At 61.9% G+C, this 22,846-nt stretch carries 20 protein-coding genes and 2 pseudogenes; 4 read left to right on the top strand and 18 right to left on the bottom strand.

Annotated elements, in window-relative coordinates:
• Positions 1-3: 3 nt before the first annotated feature.
• The 10 genes and pseudogenes from NOV72_RS04910 to NOV72_RS04865 all read right to left on the bottom strand — a co-directional run bounded on the left by NOV72_RS04910 (position 4) and on the right by NOV72_RS04865 (position 11,215).
• On the bottom strand, positions 4-1,005 hold the full coding sequence (locus NOV72_RS04910; RefSeq protein WP_106853470.1) for a LysR family transcriptional regulator: 1,002 nt from the start codon (positions 1,003-1,005) through the stop codon (positions 4-6).
• Between the two features lie 53 nt (positions 1,006-1,058).
• A complete protein-coding gene (locus tag NOV72_RS04905) occupies positions 1,059-1,829 on the bottom strand; it encodes a pyrroline-5-carboxylate reductase (RefSeq protein WP_106853469.1) in 771 nt (256 codons plus the stop codon).
• A 17-nt stretch (positions 1,830-1,846) separates the two neighbouring features.
• Complete coding sequence (locus tag NOV72_RS04900; RefSeq protein ID WP_106853468.1) at positions 1,847-3,340, bottom strand: aldehyde dehydrogenase; 1,494 nt, start codon at positions 3,338-3,340, stop codon at positions 1,847-1,849.
• Between the two features lie 17 nt (positions 3,341-3,357).
• Positions 3,358-4,689: an NAD(P)/FAD-dependent oxidoreductase gene (locus tag NOV72_RS04895; RefSeq protein ID WP_106853467.1), complete on the bottom strand. Its 1,332-nt coding sequence runs from the start codon at positions 4,687-4,689 to the stop codon at positions 3,358-3,360.
• Positions 4,690-4,694: 5 nt separating this feature from the next.
• The gene (locus NOV72_RS04890) at positions 4,695-5,582 is read right to left on the bottom strand and encodes a dihydrodipicolinate synthase family protein (protein WP_106853466.1); all 888 of its coding nucleotides are present in this window, start codon (positions 5,580-5,582) and stop codon (positions 4,695-4,697) included.
• Positions 5,583-5,626: 44 nt separating this feature from the next.
• Positions 5,627-5,907 (bottom strand): annotated as a pseudogene (gene glyA / locus NOV72_RS04885) (serine hydroxymethyltransferase); the annotation flags it as partial.
• 57 nt (positions 5,908-5,964) lie between these two features.
• Positions 5,965-6,846, bottom strand: a complete 882-nt coding sequence (locus tag NOV72_RS04880) for a glycine betaine ABC transporter substrate-binding protein (protein ID WP_106853465.1) — start codon at positions 6,844-6,846, stop codon at positions 5,965-5,967.
• Between the two features lie 54 nt (positions 6,847-6,900).
• A complete protein-coding gene (locus tag NOV72_RS04875) occupies positions 6,901-7,791 on the bottom strand; it encodes an ABC transporter permease (protein WP_106853464.1) in 891 nt (296 codons plus the stop codon).
• The gene (locus tag NOV72_RS04870) at positions 7,788-9,074 is read right to left on the bottom strand and encodes a quaternary amine ABC transporter ATP-binding protein (protein ID WP_106853463.1); all 1,287 of its coding nucleotides are present in this window, start codon (positions 9,072-9,074) and stop codon (positions 7,788-7,790) included. The genes NOV72_RS04875 and NOV72_RS04870 overlap by 4 nt, the downstream gene beginning before the upstream one ends.
• Positions 9,075-9,460: 386 nt before the next feature.
• Entirely contained in the window at positions 9,461-11,215 is a 1,755-nt protein-coding gene (locus NOV72_RS04865; protein WP_106853462.1) for a cytochrome c biogenesis protein DipZ, read from the bottom strand.
• A gap of 241 nt (positions 11,216-11,456) precedes the next feature.
• On the opposite strand from NOV72_RS04865, the gene NOV72_RS04860 reads away from it, so the two are divergent.
• The 3 genes from NOV72_RS04860 to NOV72_RS04850 all read left to right on the top strand — a co-directional run bounded on the left by NOV72_RS04860 (position 11,457) and on the right by NOV72_RS04850 (position 13,594).
• Entirely contained in the window at positions 11,457-12,032 is a 576-nt protein-coding gene (locus tag NOV72_RS04860) for a thioredoxin family protein (protein WP_106853700.1), read from the top strand.
• Between the two features lie 134 nt (positions 12,033-12,166).
• Complete coding sequence (locus NOV72_RS04855) at positions 12,167-12,676, top strand: DUF6622 family protein (protein ID WP_106853699.1); 510 nt, start codon at positions 12,167-12,169, stop codon at positions 12,674-12,676.
• A gap of 123 nt (positions 12,677-12,799) precedes the next feature.
• A complete protein-coding gene (locus tag NOV72_RS04850; protein WP_106853461.1) occupies positions 12,800-13,594 on the top strand; it encodes a DUF899 domain-containing protein in 795 nt (264 codons plus the stop codon).
• 2 nt (positions 13,595-13,596) lie between these two features.
• On the opposite strand, the gene NOV72_RS04845 is transcribed toward NOV72_RS04850, so the two are convergent.
• From NOV72_RS04845 to NOV72_RS04815, 7 genes and pseudogenes are all read right to left on the bottom strand, one after another.
• Complete coding sequence (locus NOV72_RS04845; protein WP_106853460.1) at positions 13,597-14,448, bottom strand: alpha/beta fold hydrolase; 852 nt, start codon at positions 14,446-14,448, stop codon at positions 13,597-13,599.
• 13 nt (positions 14,449-14,461) lie between these two features.
• Positions 14,462-16,183 carry a ubiquinone-dependent pyruvate dehydrogenase gene (gene poxB / locus NOV72_RS04840; RefSeq protein WP_106853459.1) on the bottom strand — a complete coding sequence of 574 codons (1,722 nt, stop codon included), beginning with the start codon at positions 16,181-16,183 and terminating at the stop codon, positions 14,462-14,464.
• Positions 16,184-16,595: 412 nt separating this feature from the next.
• On the bottom strand, positions 16,596-17,393 hold the full coding sequence (locus tag NOV72_RS04835) for a transporter substrate-binding domain-containing protein (RefSeq protein ID WP_106853458.1): 798 nt from the start codon (positions 17,391-17,393) through the stop codon (positions 16,596-16,598).
• Positions 17,394-17,440: 47 nt separating this feature from the next.
• Positions 17,441-18,169: an amino acid ABC transporter ATP-binding protein gene (locus NOV72_RS04830; protein WP_106853457.1), complete on the bottom strand. Its 729-nt coding sequence runs from the start codon at positions 18,167-18,169 to the stop codon at positions 17,441-17,443.
• Positions 18,153-18,805, bottom strand: a pseudogene (locus tag NOV72_RS04825) (amino acid ABC transporter permease). The gene NOV72_RS04830 and the pseudogene NOV72_RS04825 overlap by 17 nt, the downstream one beginning before the upstream one ends.
• Positions 18,802-19,548 carry an amino acid ABC transporter permease gene (locus NOV72_RS04820; RefSeq protein WP_106853456.1) on the bottom strand — a complete coding sequence of 249 codons (747 nt, stop codon included), beginning with the start codon at positions 19,546-19,548 and terminating at the stop codon, positions 18,802-18,804. The pseudogene NOV72_RS04825 and the gene NOV72_RS04820 overlap by 4 nt, the downstream one beginning before the upstream one ends.
• Positions 19,549-19,650: 102 nt before the next feature.
• The gene (locus tag NOV72_RS04815; RefSeq protein WP_106853455.1) at positions 19,651-20,475 is read right to left on the bottom strand and encodes an NAD-dependent epimerase/dehydratase family protein; all 825 of its coding nucleotides are present in this window, start codon (positions 20,473-20,475) and stop codon (positions 19,651-19,653) included.
• 141 nt (positions 20,476-20,616) lie between these two features.
• On the opposite strand from NOV72_RS04815, the gene NOV72_RS04810 reads away from it, so the two are divergent.
• A complete protein-coding gene (locus NOV72_RS04810; RefSeq protein ID WP_106853454.1) occupies positions 20,617-21,366 on the top strand; it encodes a FadR/GntR family transcriptional regulator in 750 nt (249 codons plus the stop codon).
• A gap of 60 nt (positions 21,367-21,426) precedes the next feature.
• On the opposite strand, the gene NOV72_RS04805 is transcribed toward NOV72_RS04810, so the two are convergent.
• Positions 21,427-22,773: an MFS transporter gene (locus NOV72_RS04805; protein WP_106853453.1), complete on the bottom strand. Its 1,347-nt coding sequence runs from the start codon at positions 22,771-22,773 to the stop codon at positions 21,427-21,429.
• Positions 22,774-22,846: the final 73 nt, after the last annotated feature.

Genomic DNA, 22,846 nt, shown 5'->3' with positions numbered 1-22,846 from the left:
CGCTCAGAGAATGGCCTTCGATTCGGCCGCGGGCCAGCCCTGCATCATCGTGGCGATTTCCTCGTCGAGCCATTGGCGAAACTGAATGTATTCCGGGCGCGATTTCGCGTTGCGATGCGTGATCACATAATGATGACGATCATGGAACACGAGCGCATCGTCCACGGGCCGAACCAGTTTTTTCTGCTCGACCTGACGATGCACGAGATGATGCCAGCCGAGCAATGTCCCTTCGCCCGCTTCGGCCTGCGCGACGAGCAGCCGATAGTCGTTGCTCTCCAGATCGTCGTGCTGATCGAGCCGTTCGGAGCCGTCGCCCTGCTGATACCAGTTTTTCCACACGCGCCAGTCGACGTGCTCGCACACCTGCGCGCGCCCGAGCAGCGACAGACTCAACGTGGGTTGCGCGAGCAGATCGAGCGGCTTCAACGTGCGGCCATGAAAATAGCGCTCATAAAACGGAACGCTGCATACCGGATAAACGATGTCGTGAAAGAGCGGCTCGACTTCATACTCCGCTTCGCGCGGCGGATTCTTCGTGATGATGACATCGGGCTCCATGAGATCGTCGAGCTCCATGAAGTGCTCGGTCACCATCACATGCAGGCGAATATTTGGAAAGCGCTGGCGAAACGCGGGCAGTCTGAATGAAAGCCAGAGCGCCGAAAACGTATGAGAGATGCAAAGCGTCAGCGCGTGACGATCGACGCGCCGCACCGCCTGCGCCGCCTCCGCGATATTCATGATCGAAAGATACGACGCGTTGTAGAGAATGCGGCCCGCGTCGGTCAGCGAGATGTGCCGGCCCGTGCGTTCGAACAACGCGACTTCGAGCGTGTCTTCGAGCTCCTTGATCTGCCGGCTCACGGCCGCCTGCGTGACGCACAGCACTTCCGCGGCTTGCGTGAAGCTCTCGTAACGCGCCGCGGTGACGAAACACCGGAGCGCGCGCAGCGACGGCATCTGGGCGAGAAGCCGGTCCGCGAACTGCTGTTTCTTCTGCATGTGACTCACCTTCGAGGGCCGCGATTATCGTTTGTTCTTCGTTCTCCGCGCGCTCATCCGCGACCTTGCACGCGGCGCATGATGTTGTCGAGTGCCTGTGTATAGTCCGCGTACGTGCCCCGCTCCGACAGCTCGCGGTTGAGTTGCTCGTTGAGACCGCCGGGCGTGCTTGCGTGGCCGATCATCGCCGAGAAAGGCTCCGCGCTTTCGGTCGTTTCGTGAGCGAGACCCACATGATAGCCCGACAAAAACGAACGGGCCGACGCATACGGCACGCCCTGCGCCACGAGCCACGACACCTGTTCTTCCAGCAGCGCGAAGAAGGCCGCCATCGTCGCGGTTGCGGCGGACAGCGCGTCGAACTGATGTTCGTCGTCCACTTCGACTGCTTCGCCGAGCGGCGCGAACAGCGCCCGTGCGATGTCGTCGCGCGGGCAGATCGCCGTGCTGCCCTTGCCTGCGGCCACGGCGGGCAGCGGCACGGCGCGCAGGACCTTCGCCGAACGTCGCACGAATGCCCGAACACGATCGAGCGACGTTCCCGCGATGAAGCTGATGACGTGATGCCGCGCATCGAACGTGAGTGCGCTCAATACGTCCGCCGCGATTTGCGGCACGACCGCGAGACAGACCACGTCCGACGCATCGAGCACGTGCTGATTGCTTTCGCAGACTTCGATGCGCGCGTCGAGCGCGGCCAGTCGCGCCGCGGTACCCGCATTGCGGGGCGACAGCGCGACGCGCTCGAAAGCAACGCCGAAACGGATCATGCCGGTCACGACCGCCTCCGTGATCGTGCCGGTGCCGATGAAGCCAATGCGCATGGTGCCTCGTCCGATGATCAGTCGAGCTTCAGCCAGGTCGTCTTCAGCTCGCAGTATTGATCGTGCGCGTAGACCGACTTGTCGCGTCCGCCGAAACCGGACTGCTTGAAGCCGCCGAAGGGTGTCGAGAGATCGCCCTCGCCGAAGCAGTTCACGGTCACGGTGCCGGCGCGAATGCGCGCCGCGACCTTATGCGCCTGGTTCACGTTGTCGGTCCACAGCGATGCCGCGAGTCCGTAGCACGTATCGTTGGCGATACGCACGGCCTCGTCGACGTCAGCATATTCGATAAAGCACACGACCGGGCCGAAGACCTCTTCGCGCGCGATGCTCATCTCGGGCGTGACGTTGTCGAAGATGGTCGGCTCGACGAACCAGCCGCCCGTTTCCGCAAGCGTCGCGTTGCCGCCGCTCGCAACGCGCGCGCCTTCCGCCTTCGCCTTCTCGATGTGGCCGAGCACCTTGCGGTAATGCGCTTCCTCGATGAGCGAGCCGAGCTTGACATCGGGATCGAGCGGATCGCCGGTCTTCCAGCCTTCGAGCACGGCCTGCACCTTTTGCAGCAGTTCGGCCTTGTGGCTCGTGTGCACCAGGATGCGCGAGCCCGCGCTGCAGTTCTCGCCCATGTTCCAGAACGCGGCGGCGACGGCCTGCTCCGCGACGGCATCGAGATTGGCGACGTCGGGCAACACGACTTGCGGATTCTTCCCGCCGCATTCGAGCACGACGCGCTTCAGGTTCGTATCGGCGGAATAGCGCAGGAAGCGCTTGCCGGTTTCGGTCGATCCCGTGAACGCGATGAGATCGACATCGGCATGCGTGCCGAGCGCCTGTCCCGCGCTCTCGCCGAAGCCCGTCACGACGCTCAACACGCCGGGCGGCAGGCCCGCTTCGAGTGCGAGGTCCGCGATACGCAGTGTCGAAAGCGAGGTCTGTTCCGCTGGCTTCACGATGACGCTATTGCCAACCGACAGCGCCGGCCCGATCTTCCACGCCAGCATCAGCGCCGGAAAGTTCCACGGCAGCACCGCGCCGACGACACCGATCGGCTCGCGCGTAATCATGCTCACGACGCTCGAACCGGACGGCGACAACGCATCGTAGCGCTTGTCCGTTACTTCGGCATGCCAACGAATGCATGACGCCGACTCGGGAATATCCAGCCCCATGCATTCGCTGATCGGCTTGCCCGCTTCGAGCGCCTCGAGCAAAGCGAGTTCTTCGGCGTTGTCGTCGATCAATTGCGCGAGGCGCAGCAACACGGCCTTTCTCTGCGATGGCGCCGCCTTCGACCACACGCCCGATTCGAACGCGTCGCGCGCCGCGACGACCGCGCGGTCGATGTCCTTCGCGTCGCACTTCGCGACTTCCGCGAGCACCTTGCCGGTCGAAGGATTCAGCGTGTCGAACGTTTCATTCGATGCCGCATTGCAGCGTGCTCCCGCGATGAATGCGCGGCCGTCGAGCGACAGGTCTTCTGCCTGACGTTTCCATTCCTGATGCGTCGTCATGTCATGTCCTCACAGATTCAAAGTTCGGCGCCCGCCGAGAATTCCTTCATCCAGATTGCCGCCGACACCGCGACATCCGCAATCGGCCGCATCGGCAGCGAACGCGGATGCGGCTGTTTCAGCAGTTGATCGATCAATTCGTTCGATTGCCCGAGCGCGTATTCGGCGATGAGCTTGCCCGCCGCCGATCCACGGCTCAGGCCAAGTCCGTTGCAGCCGACGGCTTCGAACACGCCGTCGTCGCGTTGCCCGAAGAGCGCGCCGTTGTTCGCCGAGAGGCACAGCGCGCCGCCCCATGTGTATTGCAGTTCGACATCGTCGAGCATCGGAAAACGCCGGTCGAACGAGCGTTGATGCAGATGTTTCGCCTTCGCGAGATCGCCTTGCGATACCGACAGATTCGGCCGGAACGCGAAATGGTTGCGTACGCAAATACGGTTCGTCGCGAGACGGCGCACGGTGGTGCCCATCGGATCGGCGGGAATGAGCGCCCAGGAATTCGTGCCGCCGAGTCTTGCGATTTCGTCGTCGGTCATGACGCGCGACATCGACGCGAACGTATAGACCGGCAACAAGCCGTTCGGATGGCCGCCGAACGTCGCCGCATAGGCATTGGTGCACAGCACGACGCGCTTCGTTTCGAGCTTGCCGTTCGCAAAGCGCAGGAGCTTCGTCTGTCCGCGCGTTTCCATGCCCTGTACTGCGCTCAATTCGAACACCGTCACGTTCGAAGGCTGCGTCGCGGCGAGGCCGCGCATGAGCGCAGCCGGCTGCACGGTGCTGCATCCCGGCGTGAAGAGCGCGCTTTGATAGAAGCGCGTGCCCGTCACTTTGGCGATGGCGGTTTCGTCGAGCCATTCGCACGGTTCGTCGATGCGCGCGAGCCCATTCGCGAAATGAGTCAGCGCCGTATGGCCCTTCTTGTTCACCGAGGCGTGATACTTGCCGTCGTCGCGCCAGTCGCAATCGATGCCATGTGCTTTGACCGTGCCGCGCACATAGCCGATGCCATGCCGTTGCAGGCGTACGTCCGCCTTGTCGGCCTCGACACTGCGCGAATAACTTTCGCTGCTGATGTCATGCGGCAGATCGACGAAAAAACCGGAATTACGCCCCGCTGTCGAGCGCCCGATGCGATCCGCCTCGACGAGCGCGATCGATGCATCCGGCGCGAGTTCGGCCAGCCGCCGCGCCGCGCACAAGCCGGTGATGCCGCCACCGACCACCACGAAGTCGAAGCGCCGATCGCCCGTCACGCCTTTGGCGGGCGCGGCGGGCGGCAGGCTTTCCCACCAGCCGTTCACACCATCGGGTGCGGGAAACCGCACGAAGTCCAGTTTCGAGGCCATTCACGTTACTGAGCGTTGCGCAGCAAGGGTTGAACGATCTTGGCGAAGGCACTGCGCTCTTCGTCGTTGAGCGTGCCGAGCGGCGCGCGCGCATTGCCGACGCGCGTGCCCGCGAGTTCGCATCCATAACGCACATACTGGATGAATTTTCCGCTGCGCTCCAGCAGTTCGAGCACCGGAAGCAGTTGCGTCATCAGCTTGCGGCCCGTGTTGAAATCGCCGCGTTTCACGCATGCTTCGAGCAATTCGGTATGCGCTTCGGGCAGAAAATTCGATGCACCCGCGACCCAGCTTCGCACGCCCCACGTGAAGAATTCGAGCGCCTGATCGTCCATGCCGCAACTGAGGACGAAGCGCTCCGGCAGATGCGTCGCGAGATGATGCAGATGCGCGATATCGCCCGTGCTCTCTTTCATCGCCGCGAAGTTGGGGCGCGCGAGCAGCTTATCGAGAACTTCGTCGCCGATCGCCGTGCCGGTGCGCGCAGGGAAGTTGTAGAGCATGATGGGCATGTCGAGCGCGTCATCGACCTTCAGCAGATGATCGAGCAATTCTTCCTGCGTCGGCTGCGCGTAATACGGCGCGGCGACGAGCAACGCGTCGTAACCCGCACGCTTCGCTTCCTGGCCGATACGAATGACTTCCTTCGTCGTGGTCGCGTTGATGCCTGCGGTGAGGTACGTCTTGCCGCCGACCGCGGACGCCACGGTTTCGAACGTCTTCACGCGCTCGTCGAAGCTTAGCGCGTAGTACTCGCCGGTCGTGCCGCCCACGCCCATGCCCGCCACGCGGCCCACGAGACTGGCGGCATGCTTGCCGAGCATCTCGTGATCTATTTCGCCGTCGTCTTTGAACGGGGTGACGAGCGGAGTATGTACGCCTTCGAAGCTCATGATTGTCTCTCTGATGAATGAAGTGTTTGTGGTCATGCGCGATGCTGCACGTTGGCGAATTCGGCGTCGAACAATGCTTTCACGCGATCGATCGCAAGTGCCTCGATGCGATCGACATGCTCGCAGCGCAGCAACGGATACCTTCGGCGTACCTGTTCGCGAGGACCGCGCCCTGCGCTTCCAGCACCGCCGGCGACACGATATTTTCGGATGCAACCAGTTCGATCTGCGTTTGCTGATGCCGCAACGCCAAAGCGATCTCCGATGCGATGACCGGATAGTGGCTCTGCAGGCTGTCGCCGAAGAAGCGCGGATACTCGTTCACGGGAAATACTCCGAGGGTGTCGTGCAATACGGCTTTACGAAGCATTCAACTCGAGCTTCATTGCGCGAGCCATGCCTTCACCTTGTCCGGATGCGCGTCGACGAACTTCTTCGCGGCGCTCGCGTAATCGTTGGTCGAATTGCCTTCGAATTCGATCGACTCGACATCCGCGAGCGTCAGCTTGAAATGCTTGAAGAATACATCCGCACGCGGAAACTTGGTCGCGAACTGCTTCGACGCGAAAGCGTGAACCTGCTCTTCACCGCCGAGCGTGCCCTTCGGGTCTTTCAGATAACGCATCTGCCACTTCTGGAACAGCCAGTGCGGGCTCCATACCGTTGCGACGATCCATTGCTTCGATCCATATGCGCGCTGAATGGCCGCGAGCATGCCGGCCTCGCTGGCCGATTGCAGCTTATAGCCCGACAGGTCATAAGCCTTGATGGTCTTCTCCGACGCCTGCATGAGACCGCCGCCCGGCTCGATGCCCTGGATCACGCCATCGAGCTGCTTCTGCACGTCCGGTTTCTTCAGATCTTCGATCGAAGAAACCTGCGACTCGGGCACATAGGCGGGCACCGCCCATCCGTTCTTGCCGCCTGTATAAATGATGCCGACGTCGTCGAGCGTGTCCTTGTAGCGCGCCACATACTGGCCGTGCGTCACCGGCAGCCATCCGCCGACCATGATGTCGAGATCGCCGCGCGACACACCCTGATACTGGATGCCGATATCCGCCTGAACGAACTGCACCGGCTGCTGGAGCTTCGTTTCGAGCACATACTTCGCGACGTTCGCGACCGCGAGCACGTCGGCCCAGTTCGTGACGGCGACCTTGATCGGCTCGGCCGAGATCGCCGGATTCGCACCGGCCCCGAACGCCACGATGGCCGGCGTCACGATCTTGACGATCAAGGATTTGATGAAGCTGTTATTCATTTCGGACTCCGTATCGGAACATTCAATATCAAGGTGTTGTCGATGCTGTATCGATCAGGTTTGCGTGGCGTTTCCGGCCGTTGCGGGCTTTACCGGCGTGGAGATGACCTTCTTCTTCGATTTCTTCGACTTCACGCCGAAGCTCTCCGTCAGCCGATCCAGAATGATCGCGAGCAGCACGACGCCGAGACCGCCTTCGAAGCCGATTCCGATATCCAGCCGCTGAATGCCGCTCAGCACGTATTCGCCGAGTCCGCCCGCACCGATCATCGAAGCGACCACCACCATCGACAGCGCCATCATGATCGTCTGATTCACGCCCGCCATGATCGAAGGCAGTGCGTTGGGCAACTGGATTTTCCAGAGCAGTTGCGCATCCGTGCTGCCGAACGAGCGGCCCGCTTCGAGCAATTCCTCGCGCACCTGCCGGATGCCGAGCGTCGTCAGGCGCACGACAGGCGGCATCGCGAAGACGATCGTCGCGATCACGGCGGGCACGCGTCCGAGCCCGAACAGAATGACCGCGGGAATCAGATAGACGAACGCGGGCATCGTCTGCATGAAGTCGAGCAAGGAGCGCAGCACGACTTCCACACGCCTGTTGCGCGCGCCCCAGATGCCGAGCGGCACGCCGATCACGAGACTGAAGAACGTCGCTGCTACGACGAGCGCCAGTGTCGAAACCGTCTGCGCCCAAAGGCCCATGTAGTTGATGACATAAAGCGCCGCGCCGACGAACACGGCGAACACGACGCCTTTTCTCCACAGCGCGAGCGCCATGAGAATTACGAGCATCGCGATGAACGGCACCGCGCCCAGGCCGTCTTCGAGCAGCTTGATGACCGCGCCGAGCGCGGCCGAAAATGCGTCGAAACCGCCGCGAAAATGCGAGAAAAGAAAGTTGACTGCGTCTTCGGCGAACTTTCCAAAGATCGAGGAATTCATGCTGCTCTCCGCTCCATGACCTGCTTGAGAATCGTGCGGCACGACACCACGCCCGCGAGTCTGCCTTGTTCATCGGTGACCGGCACGTCGTGCTCCTGACCGAGCGCGATGGTCGCGAGTTGATGCAAATCCGCTGTCAGCGGAACGGCCGCGACGTCGCGCAGCATGGCGTCGCTGATCGGCCGGCTGCCGCTCTTGTGCAGCGATGCGGGCGTCACGCAGCCTTGATAGCGCCCCGCCTCGTCGCATACGTAGCCGCACTCGGCGCCGCTGTCGATGAGACTATTCAAATAGCGTTCCGACGGCGCGCCCGTATTGCATGCGATGAGACCGCGCTCGACCTTCGTCATCAGACTCGATGCTTCGAGGAAGCGCGATACATCGACATTGCGGAAGAAGTCGCGCACATAAGCGTCGGCGGGCGACTGGATCAACTCGGCGGGCGTGCCCACTTGAATCAGGCGGCCGTCCTTCATGATGCCGATGCGCCCGCCGATCTTCACGGCTTCTTCGATATCGTGCGAGATGAAGACGATCGTGCGCTGTTCTTCCTTCTGCAAGCGCAGCAGTTCGTTCTGCATTTCGAAGCGGATAAGCGGGTCGAGTGCGGAGAACGCCTCGTCCATCAACAGCACCGAAGGGTTCACTGCCAGCGCGCGCGCCAGGCCGACGCGCTGCTGCATGCCGCCCGACAATTCGCTCGGCAACAGCTTCTCGTAAGAAGCGAGGCCGACGCGCGTCAATGCGGCGCGTGCAACTTCATACCGATCCGCTTTCTTCTTGCCCGCGACTTCGAGGCCGTAAGCAATGTTGTCGATGACGGAGCGATTCGGCAGCAGCGCGAAAGACTGGAACACCATCGCCATTTTTTCGCGGCGCACGGCGCGCAGTTCGGGCGTGCTCATCGGCGCGATGTCGCGGCCTTCGAGAATTACTTGTCCCGACGTCGGCTCGATCAGTCGATTGAGCAGGCGCACGAGCGTCGATTTGCCCGAGCCGGAAAGGCCCATGATGACGAAGATCTCGCCCGCGTTGACGGCGAGGCTGACATCGTCGACAGCGACCATGTTGCCCGTCTGCGCGAAGATTTCGTTGCGGCCGAGGCCTTGTTTCAAGAGCTCCCGCGCGCGCTCCGGCTTCGCGCCGAAAATCTTCGAAAGGTTCTTGACCGTGAGTATCTCGGTCTGGGATGCCGCAACCGACCGGGCCGGCGATACGGTTCCCGACTGCGTGGGGACTGTATTCGTGACGTCGTTCGGTGCGAGCGTTAGGTTGGGAATCATCGGGTCATTCCACCTAGCAGGTTCGAAAAAGGATTTGTCGCTGCCGGAAACATCCCGGCGTTCTTCGCGTTGAATGAAGCGTACATGGCCAATTTCGATCACCCACCGACATTTTCTGAGCACTTTTCGATACTTCTGGTAATGCAAGCGGGCAGTGCGGAAGATGCTTGAGAATGGTGCGTCGATGCGCGAGGGCTGCAAAGTCATAGCGGGCGCGGCTTTGCGGGCAATGGTCGTGCGCGCGGACGACACGCGCCGCGCGACCTCTCGGAAGAAGGGCTAGGGAATGCCCCTATCTGGAGCCTTCTGAATGACTCTTTCTGATGATAAAGGCGAAAAAACGCCGCGCATCCGCGCGGCGTCGAGAGGGAAAGTTAGCAAGCGAATTACCCGAAGGTAAAGCTATAAGCCTGCGCGCCCGGATCGAGAAACTCGATTTCGAACGTGCGATCTCCCACTGCACCGGACTGTCGCACGAGCTGATAAAGACGCGCATTCGTGACGACGCCGCTGCCATCGGCGGCGATGTCCGCGCCATGCGATGCGCCGGGCGCCGCACCATCGATCGTCACGCGAAAGCGCACCGGCTTGCCATCCGGCGACGGTCCGAGCACGAGATGCAGATCGCGCGCATGGAAGCGATACGCGATGCGCGCGTGCGGCGCGGCCGGCGCCGCCGCTTCGGCACCAACGTTCCACTTTCCGTCGAGCGCCCAGTCGTTGAGTGCGAGTTGCGCGGGCAGCGTGTAGGTTTCGACGGCATCGGGCTTCACACGTTGCGGCGAAGCGAAATCCTGCGCCTGCCGATAACCCACATAAGTCTCGTCCGAACCGATGTTCGCCGGATCGGCCGCCGCTTGTGCGCCGCTGCCCTGCACGGCTTGCCCATCGTGGGCGGTCGTCATCGCGCCGTTATCGGCGAGCAACTGGCGAATCGCGTTCTCGGCATCGCGATATCCGCCTTCGCCGAAGTGATGAAAGCGCACGCGCCCTTGTGCATCGACGATATAGAACGCCGGCCAGTATTGATTGCCGAACGCGCGCCAGATGCCGTATTCGTTGTCGATGGCAACGGGGTACTTGATGTTCAGATTCGCGAGCGCGCGCTTCACGTTCCCCGTGTCGCGCTCGAAGCCGAACTCGGGCGTATGCACGCCGATCACGACGAGCCCGTCGTCGCCATAACGTTGCGCCCATGTCTTGAGATACGGCAACGTGCGCAAACAATTGATGCACGAGTACGTCCAGAAGTTGATCACGACGACCTTGCCGCGCAATGCATCGGCGGAAAGGGGCGCGGAATTGAGCCAGGTCGTCGCGCCGTCGAGCGATGGCAGTTTGCCCTGAACCGGCAGCGCGTCCGCCGTCGATACGCGCACGATGCGCGCGCCCTGCCGTGCATCATGCGAAGTCTGCTTCGTCTTCAACACGCCGACGAGCGCGCTCTCGATGCCGTTCGTCGGCGCGCCGGGAATGTGCGCGAGCAGACGCGTATCGAGGCCCGTCGCGATTGCGGCCACGGTCAACACGACGAGCGCGCCCATTGCGCGGCGCAGATGCTCGCCTACGCCGAGCGAACGCTTGAGCATATCCAGCGCGCGCTTGCCGAGGCTCGATGCAACCGCAAGCGAACTCGCCGCACCGACGCCGTATGCGACGAGCGCCGCAGCCGTGTGCCAGTTCGCGCCATGCAGGGCCGCGCCCGTGAGGATCACGCCGAGGACCGGCCCCGCGCACGGAGCCCACAGCAGCCCGGTCGCGGCGCCCAGCAGCATCGACGAAGCGACACGGCGCGTCGTGCCCTGTGTCTGCGAACGCGCGACGATACGATCCGCGAGCATCGACAACGGCCGCGTGAGCCGGTCGGCAATCGATGGAAACAGCAGCGCGACGCCGAACAGCCCGAGCGTCGCGAGCGCGATCCATCGGCCATACTGATTCAGTTGCGCGGCGCCCGCGAGACCGGCAACGCCGATGCCCGTCACGAGCGCGAACGTTCCCGCGAGTCCGATGAGAAGCGGCAGACGGTCGGTGACGAAGGGCTTGTCCGAGCGCGCGAATACGAACGGCACGACCGGCAGGATGCAGGGGCTCAGCACGGTGAACACGCCGCCGAGCAATGCGATGACGATGAGTGACATGAGATCGGTCTTCCGTGGAAAGCGGTTGGACGGACCGGCATCGAACGCCGGGGAAACGGCACAGCAGGCCATGTGCCGTATTCCAGCGCCTTCATGTATCGCGGAAATTTCAGAAACGGCGCGCCGTGCAACGCCGTGTATCGGCCGCGACGCCGGATACATGGCGATACAAACGGGACACGCGCCCGATACATCCGCGCGCTTCAATACGCTTCAACGCAAACCGAAAGGAGAACCCGTCATGTTCGCTCGACTCAAGATCGCCGCCGTCGGCACCGCGATGATCGCCGCGCTCGGCGCCGTCGCCGCGCTCACCGCGTTTTCATCGACCGACTCGGCCGCCGGCGTGAAAACCACGCAAGCACTTGGCGCACAGGCGCCGAACTTCACCGGCATCGATAACTGGATCAACAGCGCGCCGCTCGATCTCGCGCAGTTGCGGGGCAAGGTCGTGCTCGTCGACTTCTGGACCTTCGATTGCATCAACTGCGCGCATACGCTGCCGCATGTGAAGGACTGGTACGCGCGCTATCGGGACAAAGGGCTCGTCGTGGTCGGCGTGCATACGCCCGAGTATTCGTTCGAGCGCGACACGGGCAATCTGAAGAAAGCGATCGCGCGTTATGGAATCGAATATCCGGTCGCGCAGGACAATCGATACGCGACGTGGAATGCGTATAACAACGCGTATTGGCCCGCGCTGTATTTGATCGATCAGAACGGGAAGATCGTGTACACGCACTTCGGCGAAGGACGCTATGCACAGACCGAAGAAACGATTCGCGGGCTGCTGGGATTGAGCGGAAAACAGGGCTAAGAATGCAGCGCGACGCGGCCGGATTTCGGGGACCGCTTAATTCACGCGATAAAAAACGGACTCGTTCGTCTCATTCGCAGCTAATTCTCCGGCGGCATCATGCGCATCAAACAACCGCTCTGAAGGAGATGAACATGACACCGATCGCCATCATTCAAGGCACGCCGACGTGGGTCTGGGTGCTGCTCGCATTCCTGCTGTATCGCGGCTTCAAGGCAACGCAGGCCAGCACCACGCCGATTTCCAAGCTCGCGATCATCCCGCTGGTGTTTGCGGGCATGGGCATCGCGCATCTGGTTTCGTCGCCGCTCACGGGCTTCATCGCTGTCGCCGCGTGGATCCTCGCGCTCGGCGCGGGCGTGCTGGCTGGCGTGTTCAACGCGAGCCGGAGCCGCTTCATCGTCGATCCGATCGCTCGCACCGTGATGCTGCCGGGGTCGTTCGTGCCCTTGCTGTTGATCGCGGCGACGTTCATCGCGAAGTTCTGGCTCGGCTTCGAGATGGCGACGGTGACGAATCTGCCGGCGCTCGTGACGTATGGCGTCATCGATGCGGCCGTGTCGGGTATCGTCGCGGGCATGTTCGCCGGACGCTACTTCACGTACTGGAAAACGATGCACGCGCTGCGCGAATCGTGGGCCTGAAAGATCTGCACGCAACCTCCTGAAAATGCCGTCACACTTGTTACTCCCGGTCATTCGCGTTCGGGTGCAGACTGGTTCACGGCAAACGACGAGCAAGAGTTCAACTCAGGAGGTTGCAAAGCCATGACTACATCAGACGAAAAAGGAACGACGGGCGCACGGACTGACATGCGCACACCGTCCGTCGTGTCGGAAGAAGCGTGGGAAGCGGCACGTCAGCAGTTGCTCGTGAAGGAAAAGGCCCACACGCGCGCGCGTGACGCGCTCGCCGCCGAGCGCCGCCGCATGCCGTGGATGGCCGTGAAAGCGGACTATATGTTCGAGGGCCCTGACGGCAAGACGAGCTTTATCGATCTCTTCGACGGACGGCGTCAGTTGATCGTCTATCGCGCGTTTTATGAGCCCGGCGTGTTCGGCTGGCCCGAGCATGCGTGCCGGGGTTGCTCGCTGGTCGCCGATCAGGTCGCGCATCTCGCGCATCTGAATGCACGCGACACGACGCTCGTGTTCGTATCGCGTGCGCCGCAGCAGGACATCGCGCGATTAAAGGAACGCATGGGCTGGGACATTCCATGGTTCACGCTGACGGATCGTTTCGATGCCGACTTCGGCGTCGACGAATGGCACGGCACCAACGTGTTCTTCCGTGATGGAGATCAGGTCTTACGCACGTATTTCCTCAACAATCGCGGCGACGAGCAGATGGGCAATACATGGAACTATCTCGACATCACGCCGCTTGGACGTCAGGAGCTATGGGAAGATTCGCCCGAAGGTTATCCGCAAACACAGACGTACAAGTGGTGGAACTGGCACGATAGTTATGTCGACGATGCACCGCCCGACAAGAAATGGGTCGAAGTATCCGACGCGGGAGAAGCGGCATTTCGCGCGGAGAATGCCAAAAACAAAGGATGACGCTAAAGGCCGGCGTGCCCGAATGTCAGCCATTCACCGACGATAACCTCGGGCGCGTCTTCCTGCATCAAATGTCCCGAACCGCGCACACGCGTAAAGCGCGCCTGCGGAATCAACGATGCAAGTTCGACGCCGCGCTCGACCGGTATCCATTCGTCTTCCTCGCCCCAGAGAATCGAAACGGGACACGTCAGTTCGCCATAGCGCGACTGCACTTCATCCGTATAACACTGATCCATTTGCGCGATCTGCCGATAGAACGCGGCCTGTCCCTTCTCGCCGGTCCATGGCTGTGTATAAATACGCAATGTCTCTTCCGATAACTTTCGATGCACCGCGCCTTGCAGATATGCATCGAGCATCGCTTGATGCATGTACGGCGGCACGCCTGCAAACGCGGCCTCATGTTGACGCACATGACGCACGAAGGGTGACCCCCAAGGCGCCACGGCGACCGGATCGACGAGCATCAGCGAACGATAAGCGCAGCCGTTCAGCAACGCGGCTCTGAGCGACGTCGCACCGCCGAAGTCATGCGCGAGCACATCGGGCAGTGCGCCATTCCAGTTTGCGCTCCAATGCGCGACAAGCGCCGCGAGCACGCGATTCTGCACGCCCAGCGAAACATCCTGTCCGTCGCGCATTTCCGATTCGCCATAGCCCAGCAGATCGAAGTAATGCACGCGCCGCGAACGGGCCGCAATCGGCGCAATACGCCGCCATACCTGCGATGAAAACGGCGTCCCATGCACCAGCACGAGCGGCGCGCCCTCGCCGATCACGCCATAACGCACGGCTTGCCCTTCGAAGTCGAACACGTGATCGAGCGGAAGGCTGTCTTTCTCTTCAGTCATCGCGCAGTCTCGCTCAACGCAGATTCGTGCGCGCGAGTTCGACGATTTCATCGCCGCGCCCGCTCAGGATCGCCCGCAACATATAGAGGCTGAAGCCCTTCGCCTGCGACAGTTCGATGGTCGGCGGCATCGCGAGTTCATGCTTCGACGTGACGACATCGACGACCGCCGGTCCCTTGTGCGCGAACGCTTCGCGCAGCGCGTTTTCGAGCTGCTCCGACTCTTCCACGCGCACCGACCAGATGCCCGCGCCCTTCGCGATTTGCGAAAAATCGGTCTTGCTCAGATCGACGTTGGTGTCGAGAAAGCCGCCCGCCTTCAGCTCCATCGACACGAAGCCGAGCAGACTGTTGTTGAACACGACGACCTTGATCGGCAAGTCGAGCTGCACAGCGGAGAGCAGATCGCCGAGCAACATCGACAGGCCGCCGTCGCCCGATAGCGATACCACTTGCCGTTGCGGCTGCGCGGCCTGCACGCCGAGCGCTTGAGGCATTGCATTGGCCATCGAGCCGTGATTGAACGAGCCGTGCAACTGGCGCTTGCCGTTCATCGTCAGATAGCGCGCGGCCCAGAGCGTCGGCGTGCCGACGTCCACGGTGAAGATCGCGTCTTCGGCGGCGATTTCATCGACGAGCTTCGTGAGATATTGCGGATGGATCGGACGTCCGGGCGCGGACGGCGTCGCGAGATCGTCAAGGTCCTTGCGCGCGGTCGCATAGTGCTTGAGCGCGTTCTCCAGAAAGTGCCGTTCGTCCTTGCGCTTGAGTTTGGGCTGGAGCGCCGTCAACGTTTCCTTGATCGTGCCGACGAGCCCCATTTCCAGCGGCGCGCGACGTCCCAGTTGCGAGCCGCGCCAGTCGATCTGCACGATCTTCGCCTGCGGCGGATAGAACGGGCGATACGGAAAATCGCAGCCGAGCAGGAGCAGCGTGTCGCACGACATCATGGCGTGATAACCCGAACTGAAGCCGATGAGCCCCGTCATGCCGACATCGAACGGATTGTCGTATTCGATGAACTGCTTGCCGCGCAGCGCATGCACGATCGGCGCGCCGAGCGTATCGGCGAGCGCGACGACTTCATCGTGCGAGCCGGCGACGCCGCTGCCGCACATGATCGTCACCGCTTCGCAGCCGTTCAGAAGGTCTGCGAGCTTGCCGAGATCCGCATCGGCCGGCACGATGGCGCCCGGCGCGCTCGCGGTCCAGCGCGGCTCGACGCTCGGGCCATCGCTCAATGCAACATCGCCCGGCAACACGATGACCGCGACGCCGCGCTGATCGAGCGCCGCGCGCATCGCACGTTCGAGCACGCGCGGAAACTGCGACGCGTTCGATACCAGTTCGACGAAGTGGCTGCATTCCTTGAACAACTCTTGCGGGTGCGTCTCCTGAAAGTAGCCCAGGCCGATTTCCGTCGACGGAATATGCGCAGCGATGGCAAGCACCGGTTGATGATTGCGATGGCAGTCGAAGAGCCCGTTGATGAGATGCAGGTTGCCCGGCCCGCAACTTCCCGCGCAGACGGCAAGTTTGCCGGTAGCGGCAGCCTCCGCGCCTGCCGCGAAGGCGGCCGCTTCTTCGTGACGCGTATGCATCCAGCGAATCGAGCCCACGCGATCGAGGCTGAAGGCAAGTCCGTTCAGGCTGTCGCCGGTGACGCCCCAGATGCGCTCCACGCCCGCCGCCGCAAGCGTCTTCGCCAGATAGTCCGCTACCGTGTTCTTGGCCATGATGGCTCCTGTGATGAAGAGAGGAAGTCCAATGAGTGGCGAACCCGCGTGCGAACGCGGCGCCGTGCATTCGCGATGGCTCAATGCATGCAGGATTCAAAACGCAAAGGGAGTGTACGCCGGAGCGTGGGGGCTTGTCTCAAACGGTGTCGAAGCGCGCGGCGAGATGATGTGCGTGGCCTGCGCAGACTTTCAGACGCGGCAATAGCGGCATTTCGAATGCATTATTCGAAGACGAACCTTGTATGCCGAATGCAAACGACAAACGGGGCCGAGCCGATCGGCCCCGCCCCGCTTCCAGTTCGTTGCTCTGATTGCGAACCGGATTAATCGCAGCACGCCGATCACACGGCGGTCGAACACGTCACGCGAGCGCTCGGCAATGCCGCGTCGCTCGCGTGAACATGCAAGCTCAAACGCCCTTGCGCACGGTATCCGGCAGATCGCGGCCGTGGTACTTCTTGTAGATCGTGTTCAGGCTGCCGTTCTTCATGTTCGTGCCGACCCAGTTGTTCACCCACTCTTTCAGGCGCGGCTGATCCTTGTTCATCGCGATGCCGAGATCGAAAGTCTTCTGCTCGAATTTCATTTCGATGTTGCGTTGCGGCGCGCGATCCTGCATCTCCTTCAGGTTCGAAGGCGTGCTCGAGAAGAGCTCGACCTGACCCGTGACCATCGACGTGATGAGCGTCGCGTCGTCCTCGTAGCGCTGGATCTGCGCGCCCTTCGCCTGTTGCGTCGTGAGCGTGTCGTTCACCGTGGCGCGTGTGAGGCCGATGGTCTTGCCGTCCAGGTCCGCGTAATCCTTCACCTTGATCGTCTTCACGCCGCCGACGATGATCGAGATCACCGCATACGGGTTCGAGAAATCGACCACTTTCGCGCGCTCCGGCGTGACCGACAGCGAAGAGATCACGAGGTCCGCGCGCTTCGCCTGCAATGTCGGAATGCGTGCGGCGTTGGTGATCTGCACGAGTTCGAGCTTCACGCCGAGATCCTTCGCGAGCGCGGTGGCGGTATCGACATCCGATCCGGCGGGCTTCAGGTTCTGATCCGCATAGCTGAAGAGCGGCGTGCCGATCGCGATCGCGACGCGCACCACGCCCGCCTTCTTGATGTCGTCGAGTTGATCGGCCATCGCGCTGTGCACCGCACCTGCCATCATCAACGTTGCCAAAGCCGCGCGTGCAATGATTGTCTTCGCTTTCAAGTCGAGTCTCCTTCGTTATGGGTGTTACTGATTGGATACTGCGGATATCAAAGTCCGTTATCGAGAAATTCGCGCAACTCAGGCGTGCGTGGCGCATCGAGCATGCTGCCGTCGCCCACTTCCCACACCTTGCCCTGATGCATGTAGATGATGCGATCCGCGACGCGCTTGGCGAAGGCCATCTCGTGCGTGACGAGCAGCATCGTCATGCCGTCCGCCGCGAGATCTTCCATGACGCGCAGCACTTCTCCCGTCAATTGCGGATCGAGCGCCGACGTCACTTCGTCGAACAGCATCACCTTCGGCGACATCGCGAGCGAGCGCGCAATCGCAACGCGCTGCTGCTGACCTCCCGATAATTGTTCGGGGTACGAATCGACCTTCTGCGCAAGACCGACCTGCTCCAGCACGTTCAGCGCAATGCGGTGCGCTTCGTCGCGCGGCATCTTCTTCACGTGACGCAGCGCAAGCATGATGTTCTCTTCCACGGTCAGGTGCGGAAAGAGGTTATAGCTTTGAAATACGATGCCCACTTCGCGGCGCAACAGATGCAGATCGACTTTCGGATCGTCCACGCGAATGCCGCACACTTCGATCTGCCCCTGGTCGATCGTCTCCAGCCTGTCGATGCAGCGCAGCGCTGTGCTCTTGCCCGAGCCGCTCGCACCGATCACGGCGATCATCTCGCCCTTGTTGACTTCGAAAGACACGCCCTTGAGCACATGATTGGAGCCGAAGCTCTTGTGAATATCGCCGACCTTAACGATTGCTGACATTGAGCTTGTTCCCATCGATTGGCTCCAGCGCGAAAGCGGATAGCACAGTACGAAATAGAAAGCGCCGACCAGTCCGAAGATGAGGAACGGCTGGAAGATCGAGTTGTTGATGATCTGCCCCGCGCGCGTCAGTTCGACGAAGCTGATCACCGAAGCGAGCGACGTCATCTTGATGAGCTGCACGAGAAAGCCGACGGTCGGCGGCAACGCGAGACGCATCGCCTGCGGGATGATCACGAGGCGCAGCGTCTGCCAGCGCGTGAGCGACAGGCACTCCGACGCTTCCCATTGCGGCTTCGGCATCGCTTCGATGCAACCGCGCCAGATGTCGCCGAGATACGCGCTCGAATAGACCATCAGCGCGAGGCCCGCCGCGACGAGCGCGGGCACCTGATAGCCATACACCGACAAACCGAAGTACACGATGAAGAGCAGGATCAGCAGCGGAATGCCCTGAATCGCTTCGATATAGACGAGCCCGGCGCGCGAAAGCCACGCGCGTGGCGAGATGCGCGCGAGCATCACGCAGAAGCCGCCGATGCCGCCGAGTAAGAACGCAAGCACGGAAAGCACGAGCGTCCAGCCGATCGATTGCACCAGATAAACAAGGTGCGCTGACGTGAATCCGCCGCTCATGCCGCACCTCCGGGAATGACGGTATCGATGCGTTGCGAATCGGGCGGCGTCTTGCCCGCGCGCTTCGCCGCGAGACGCATCGCACGGCGCCGCTTGAAGAGATGCTCGCCCACGGCCCACGCGATCAGCTTGATGAGCAACGACAACGCGAGATACAAAGCCGCCACCACGATGTACGTTTCGAGCGAACGGAACGTATCGGACTGCACGGTGTTGGCGACCGCCGTGAGCTCTTCCGCCGAAATCTGCGACGCGATCGCGGAAGCCTGCATCATCAGCAGGAACTGGCTCGTCAGGGCGGGATACACCTTCTCGATCGACGGTTGCAGCATCACGTGCCAGCCGATGCGCCACTTCGAAAGCCCGAGGCACTCGGCCGCTTCGATCTGTCCGCGTGGCACCGATTCCAGCCCGGCGCGAATGATCTCGGCCGCATAGGCGCCGATGTTGATCGTCATCGCGAGCGCGGCGGCCGCGAAGGTCGGCATGCGCAAGCCGATGCTTGCGAGACCGAAGTACAGGAGAAAGATCTGCACGAGAAACGGCGTGTTCCGCACGACCTCGATATAGATGATGCAGATGCGCGTGAGCACCGGCACTTTCGCGCGCTTGGCGAACGCCACGAGCATCCCGAGAATCAGGCCGAAGAACACGGCCACGCACGTCATCTTGAGCGTGAGCCACGCGCCCAGCAGGAACGTCGGCCAGTACGGCAAAAGCGGTGAGAAATCGAGAGAAAACATGGCGGCAAATGTTCCTGTGATGTCCGGGCGCCTTGCCCGATATGGCCGGCGCGGAGGTATGACGACATACTACGAATGTCGTGATACTGCATCTTGCATGCATTAAACCGGGTCGAACGGGCCGGTCGTCGTGAACGCGCCGCCTTGCAGCACGGCTACGGGATCGGTGGACGCGGGCGGCGGCGTCGCTTCGATCTTTTCGCGAAACTGCTCGGAAGAGTCGCGTGGCACGAAGCCGAGATGCGCGGCGCAGCGGTTGTCCCACCACGTGTGCGCATTCGCGGACATGCCGAACACGATCGTATGACCGACGTCCTTCGTGAAAAGGCTGCGGCGCAACAGTTCGTGGAAATCGTCGTAGCTCATCCAGCTCGCCATCATGCGGCGGTCCTTCGGCTCGGGAAATACGGAGCCGATGCGGATGCTCACGGTCTCGATGCCATAGCGGTCGAAATACATCTGCGCCATGTCTTCGCCGAACGACTTGGACAGGCCGTAGTAACCATCGGGACGTTTGCGCGCGGTGGCGTCGATTCGTTCGTCCTGCCGATAGAAGCCCGTTACGTGATTCGAACTCGCGAACACGATGCGCCTGACACCTCGACGCCGAGCCGCTTCATACAGATTGAACACGCCCTTGATGTTGGCTTCGAGAATTTCCTCGAAGGGCCGCTCCACCGACACGCCGCCGAGATGGATGATCGCATCGCAATCGGCGGCGAGCGCATCGACGGCCTGGCGGTCGGCAAGATCGCAAGCAACGAGTTCTTCGTGAGGCGCCGCATCGCTCCCCAGCACGCGGGGCAGATCGGAGATGCGCACATGCTGCGCGAATTCGGCGACGCGATTCCGGATCGCCCGCCCGATCCCGCCAGCGGCGCCCGTCAGCAGCAGGCGATCGAAATGCGCGATGTCTTGTTGTTCCATCGAACGTGTCTCCTGAAGGCTGTCGCGCTAGGGATTACCCTGCACGCATCTTCTTGTACGTTGTCATATCACTGCATGACGCATATCATCATTTGCCGACCGATTTGTCAATGTGTGTAAAACCCATTCCAAGAGAACGCCGTGACTCAATCGCCCGATCCGTACGCCGACACGTCCACTGCACTGCCCGCCGCGCGACGCAGTCTCACCGCGCAACTGGTCGATGCATTGCGCGCGCAAATCGATGCGAAGGAATTGCAAGCCGGCGCCCGCCTCGCGACCGAAGCGGAAATGGTGCAGCGATTCGGCGTGAGCCGTACCGTCGTGCGCGAGGCGCTATCGCGTCTGCAGGCGGCGGGGCTCGTCGAGACGCGACATGGCATCGGCACCTTCGTGTGCGACGCGGGCACGTCGCCGCTCTTGCAGCTCGATCCCGCCGATGTCGCCGGCTCCATCGATGCACTCGCCATCCTCGAATTGCGCATCAGCCTCGAAACGGAAAGCGCGGGACTCGCGGCCACGCGCTGCGACGCCGCCCGTCTCGCGACGATGCGCGCGGCGCTCGACGATTTCTCGCGGAGCGTCGGCGCGGCGTCCGATACGGTATCGCCCGATTTGCGTTTTCACATGGAGATCGCGCGTGCGACGGGCAATCGTTATTTCGTCGAGATCATGGAGCATCTCGGCGCGCGGATGATTCCGCGCACGCGCATCACGGCCACGCCCATTCCGCGTGAGCAAAACGCGGAATATCTGATGCGCGTGAATCGCGAGCATGAGCAGATCGCGGATGCCATCGAGCGCGGCGATGCGGACTCCGCGCGTACCGCGATGCGCCTGCATTTGATCAATAGCCGCGAGAGGCTGCGGCGCGCGAAGGCGTCTTCCTGATGCGATGAATGCGCGGCAAGGACCGCGTATCGCGCGATCCTTGCCTTCGATACGACAGCTTCAGCGAGCCATGTTCGGCTCGCCGTCTTCGATATCGTGCGCGCCGGAAATCGTCTCCAGCGCCGAATCGTGATGCAGCAACAATACCGCCGCCACGCCGACCATGCCCGCTCCCGCAAGACACAGCAAGCCCGCGCCGAAGCCGCCCGTGCTGTCCTTGATCCAGCCCATCGCATAGGGACCGAAGAAGCCCGCGAGGTTGCCGAGCGAGTTGATCGCGGCGATGCCGCCGGCGGCCGCCGCGCCGGACAGGAACGAAGCCGGCAACGTCCAGATCACAGGCAGGCAGCCGAAGATGCCGAAGCCCGCGATCGACAGCGCGATCATCTTCAGCACCGGGTTGTCCAGCCCCGCCGAAGCCGCGATGCCGCCCGCCGCCACCATCAGCGCAATCGCGACGTGCCAGCGGCGTTCGAGCTTGCGATCCGAATGCCGGCCCCACAGCACCATGCTGATCACGCCCACGACGTACGGCAATGACGTGACGAAGCCCGTCTGCAGATTTGTCAGGCCGAACGCCTTGACGATCTGCGGCAGGAAGAAGCTCAAGCCATAGTTCGTTGCGTTCGCGCCGAAGTAGATCAACGCGATGGCCAGCACGCGCGGATTGAAAATGGCTTCTTTCACGCTGAACGCATGCACCGATTCACGATGCGCCCGCTCCTGCGCCTGACGATTCACGAGCCAGTCGCGTTCGTCCTTTGCGAGCCAGTGCGCATCGGTGGGTCTGTCGGTCAGATAGAAGTACACGACGAACGCGAGCAACAGCGCGGGAATCGCTTCGATCAGATACAGCCATTGCCAGCCCTGCATGCCGCCCATGCCGTCCATTTGCAGCAGCGCGCCGGAAATCGGTCCGCCGATCACGGTGGAAAGCGGAATCGCCGCCATGAAGTATCCGACGACACGGCCCCGATACTTCGCCGGAAACCACAAGGTCAGCAGAAAGATGATGCCGGGAAAGAAGCCCGCTTCCGCGACGCCGAGCAGAATGCGCAAGCCATAGAACACATAAGCGTTCGACAGGCCCGTCGCCTGCGCGATGTGCGGAATGTACGCCATCGCCGCCGCGAGAATGCCCCACGTGAACATGATGCGCGCGATCCAGCGACGCGCGCCGAATCGTTCGAGCAGCAGGTTCGACGGAACCTCGAAAAAGAAGTACGCGATAAAGAAAATACCGGCGCCGAAACCGAACATGCTGGCTGTGAAGCCGAGCGCCTTGTTCATCTGCAACGCCGCGAAGCCGACGTTGACACGATCCAGATACGCGATGAAGTAACACAGAATCAGGAACGGCACGAGGCGAACCATCACGCGCTTCATGGTGCGAGCTTCAAGGTCCATCTAGGTCTCCTCCGGATGAGAGAATCGGTAGATCGCTGCGTACTTGAGGTACTTGCGGAGACTACCCTTTACG

The sequence above is a fragment of the Caballeronia novacaledonica genome (genome assembly GCF_900258035.1).
In the GTDB taxonomy this organism is placed as follows: domain Bacteria; phylum Pseudomonadota; class Gammaproteobacteria; order Burkholderiales; family Burkholderiaceae; genus Caballeronia; species Caballeronia novacaledonica.
The sequence above is the reverse complement of the archived record's forward strand: the minus strand, read 5'-3'. Positions and strand labels throughout refer to the sequence as shown.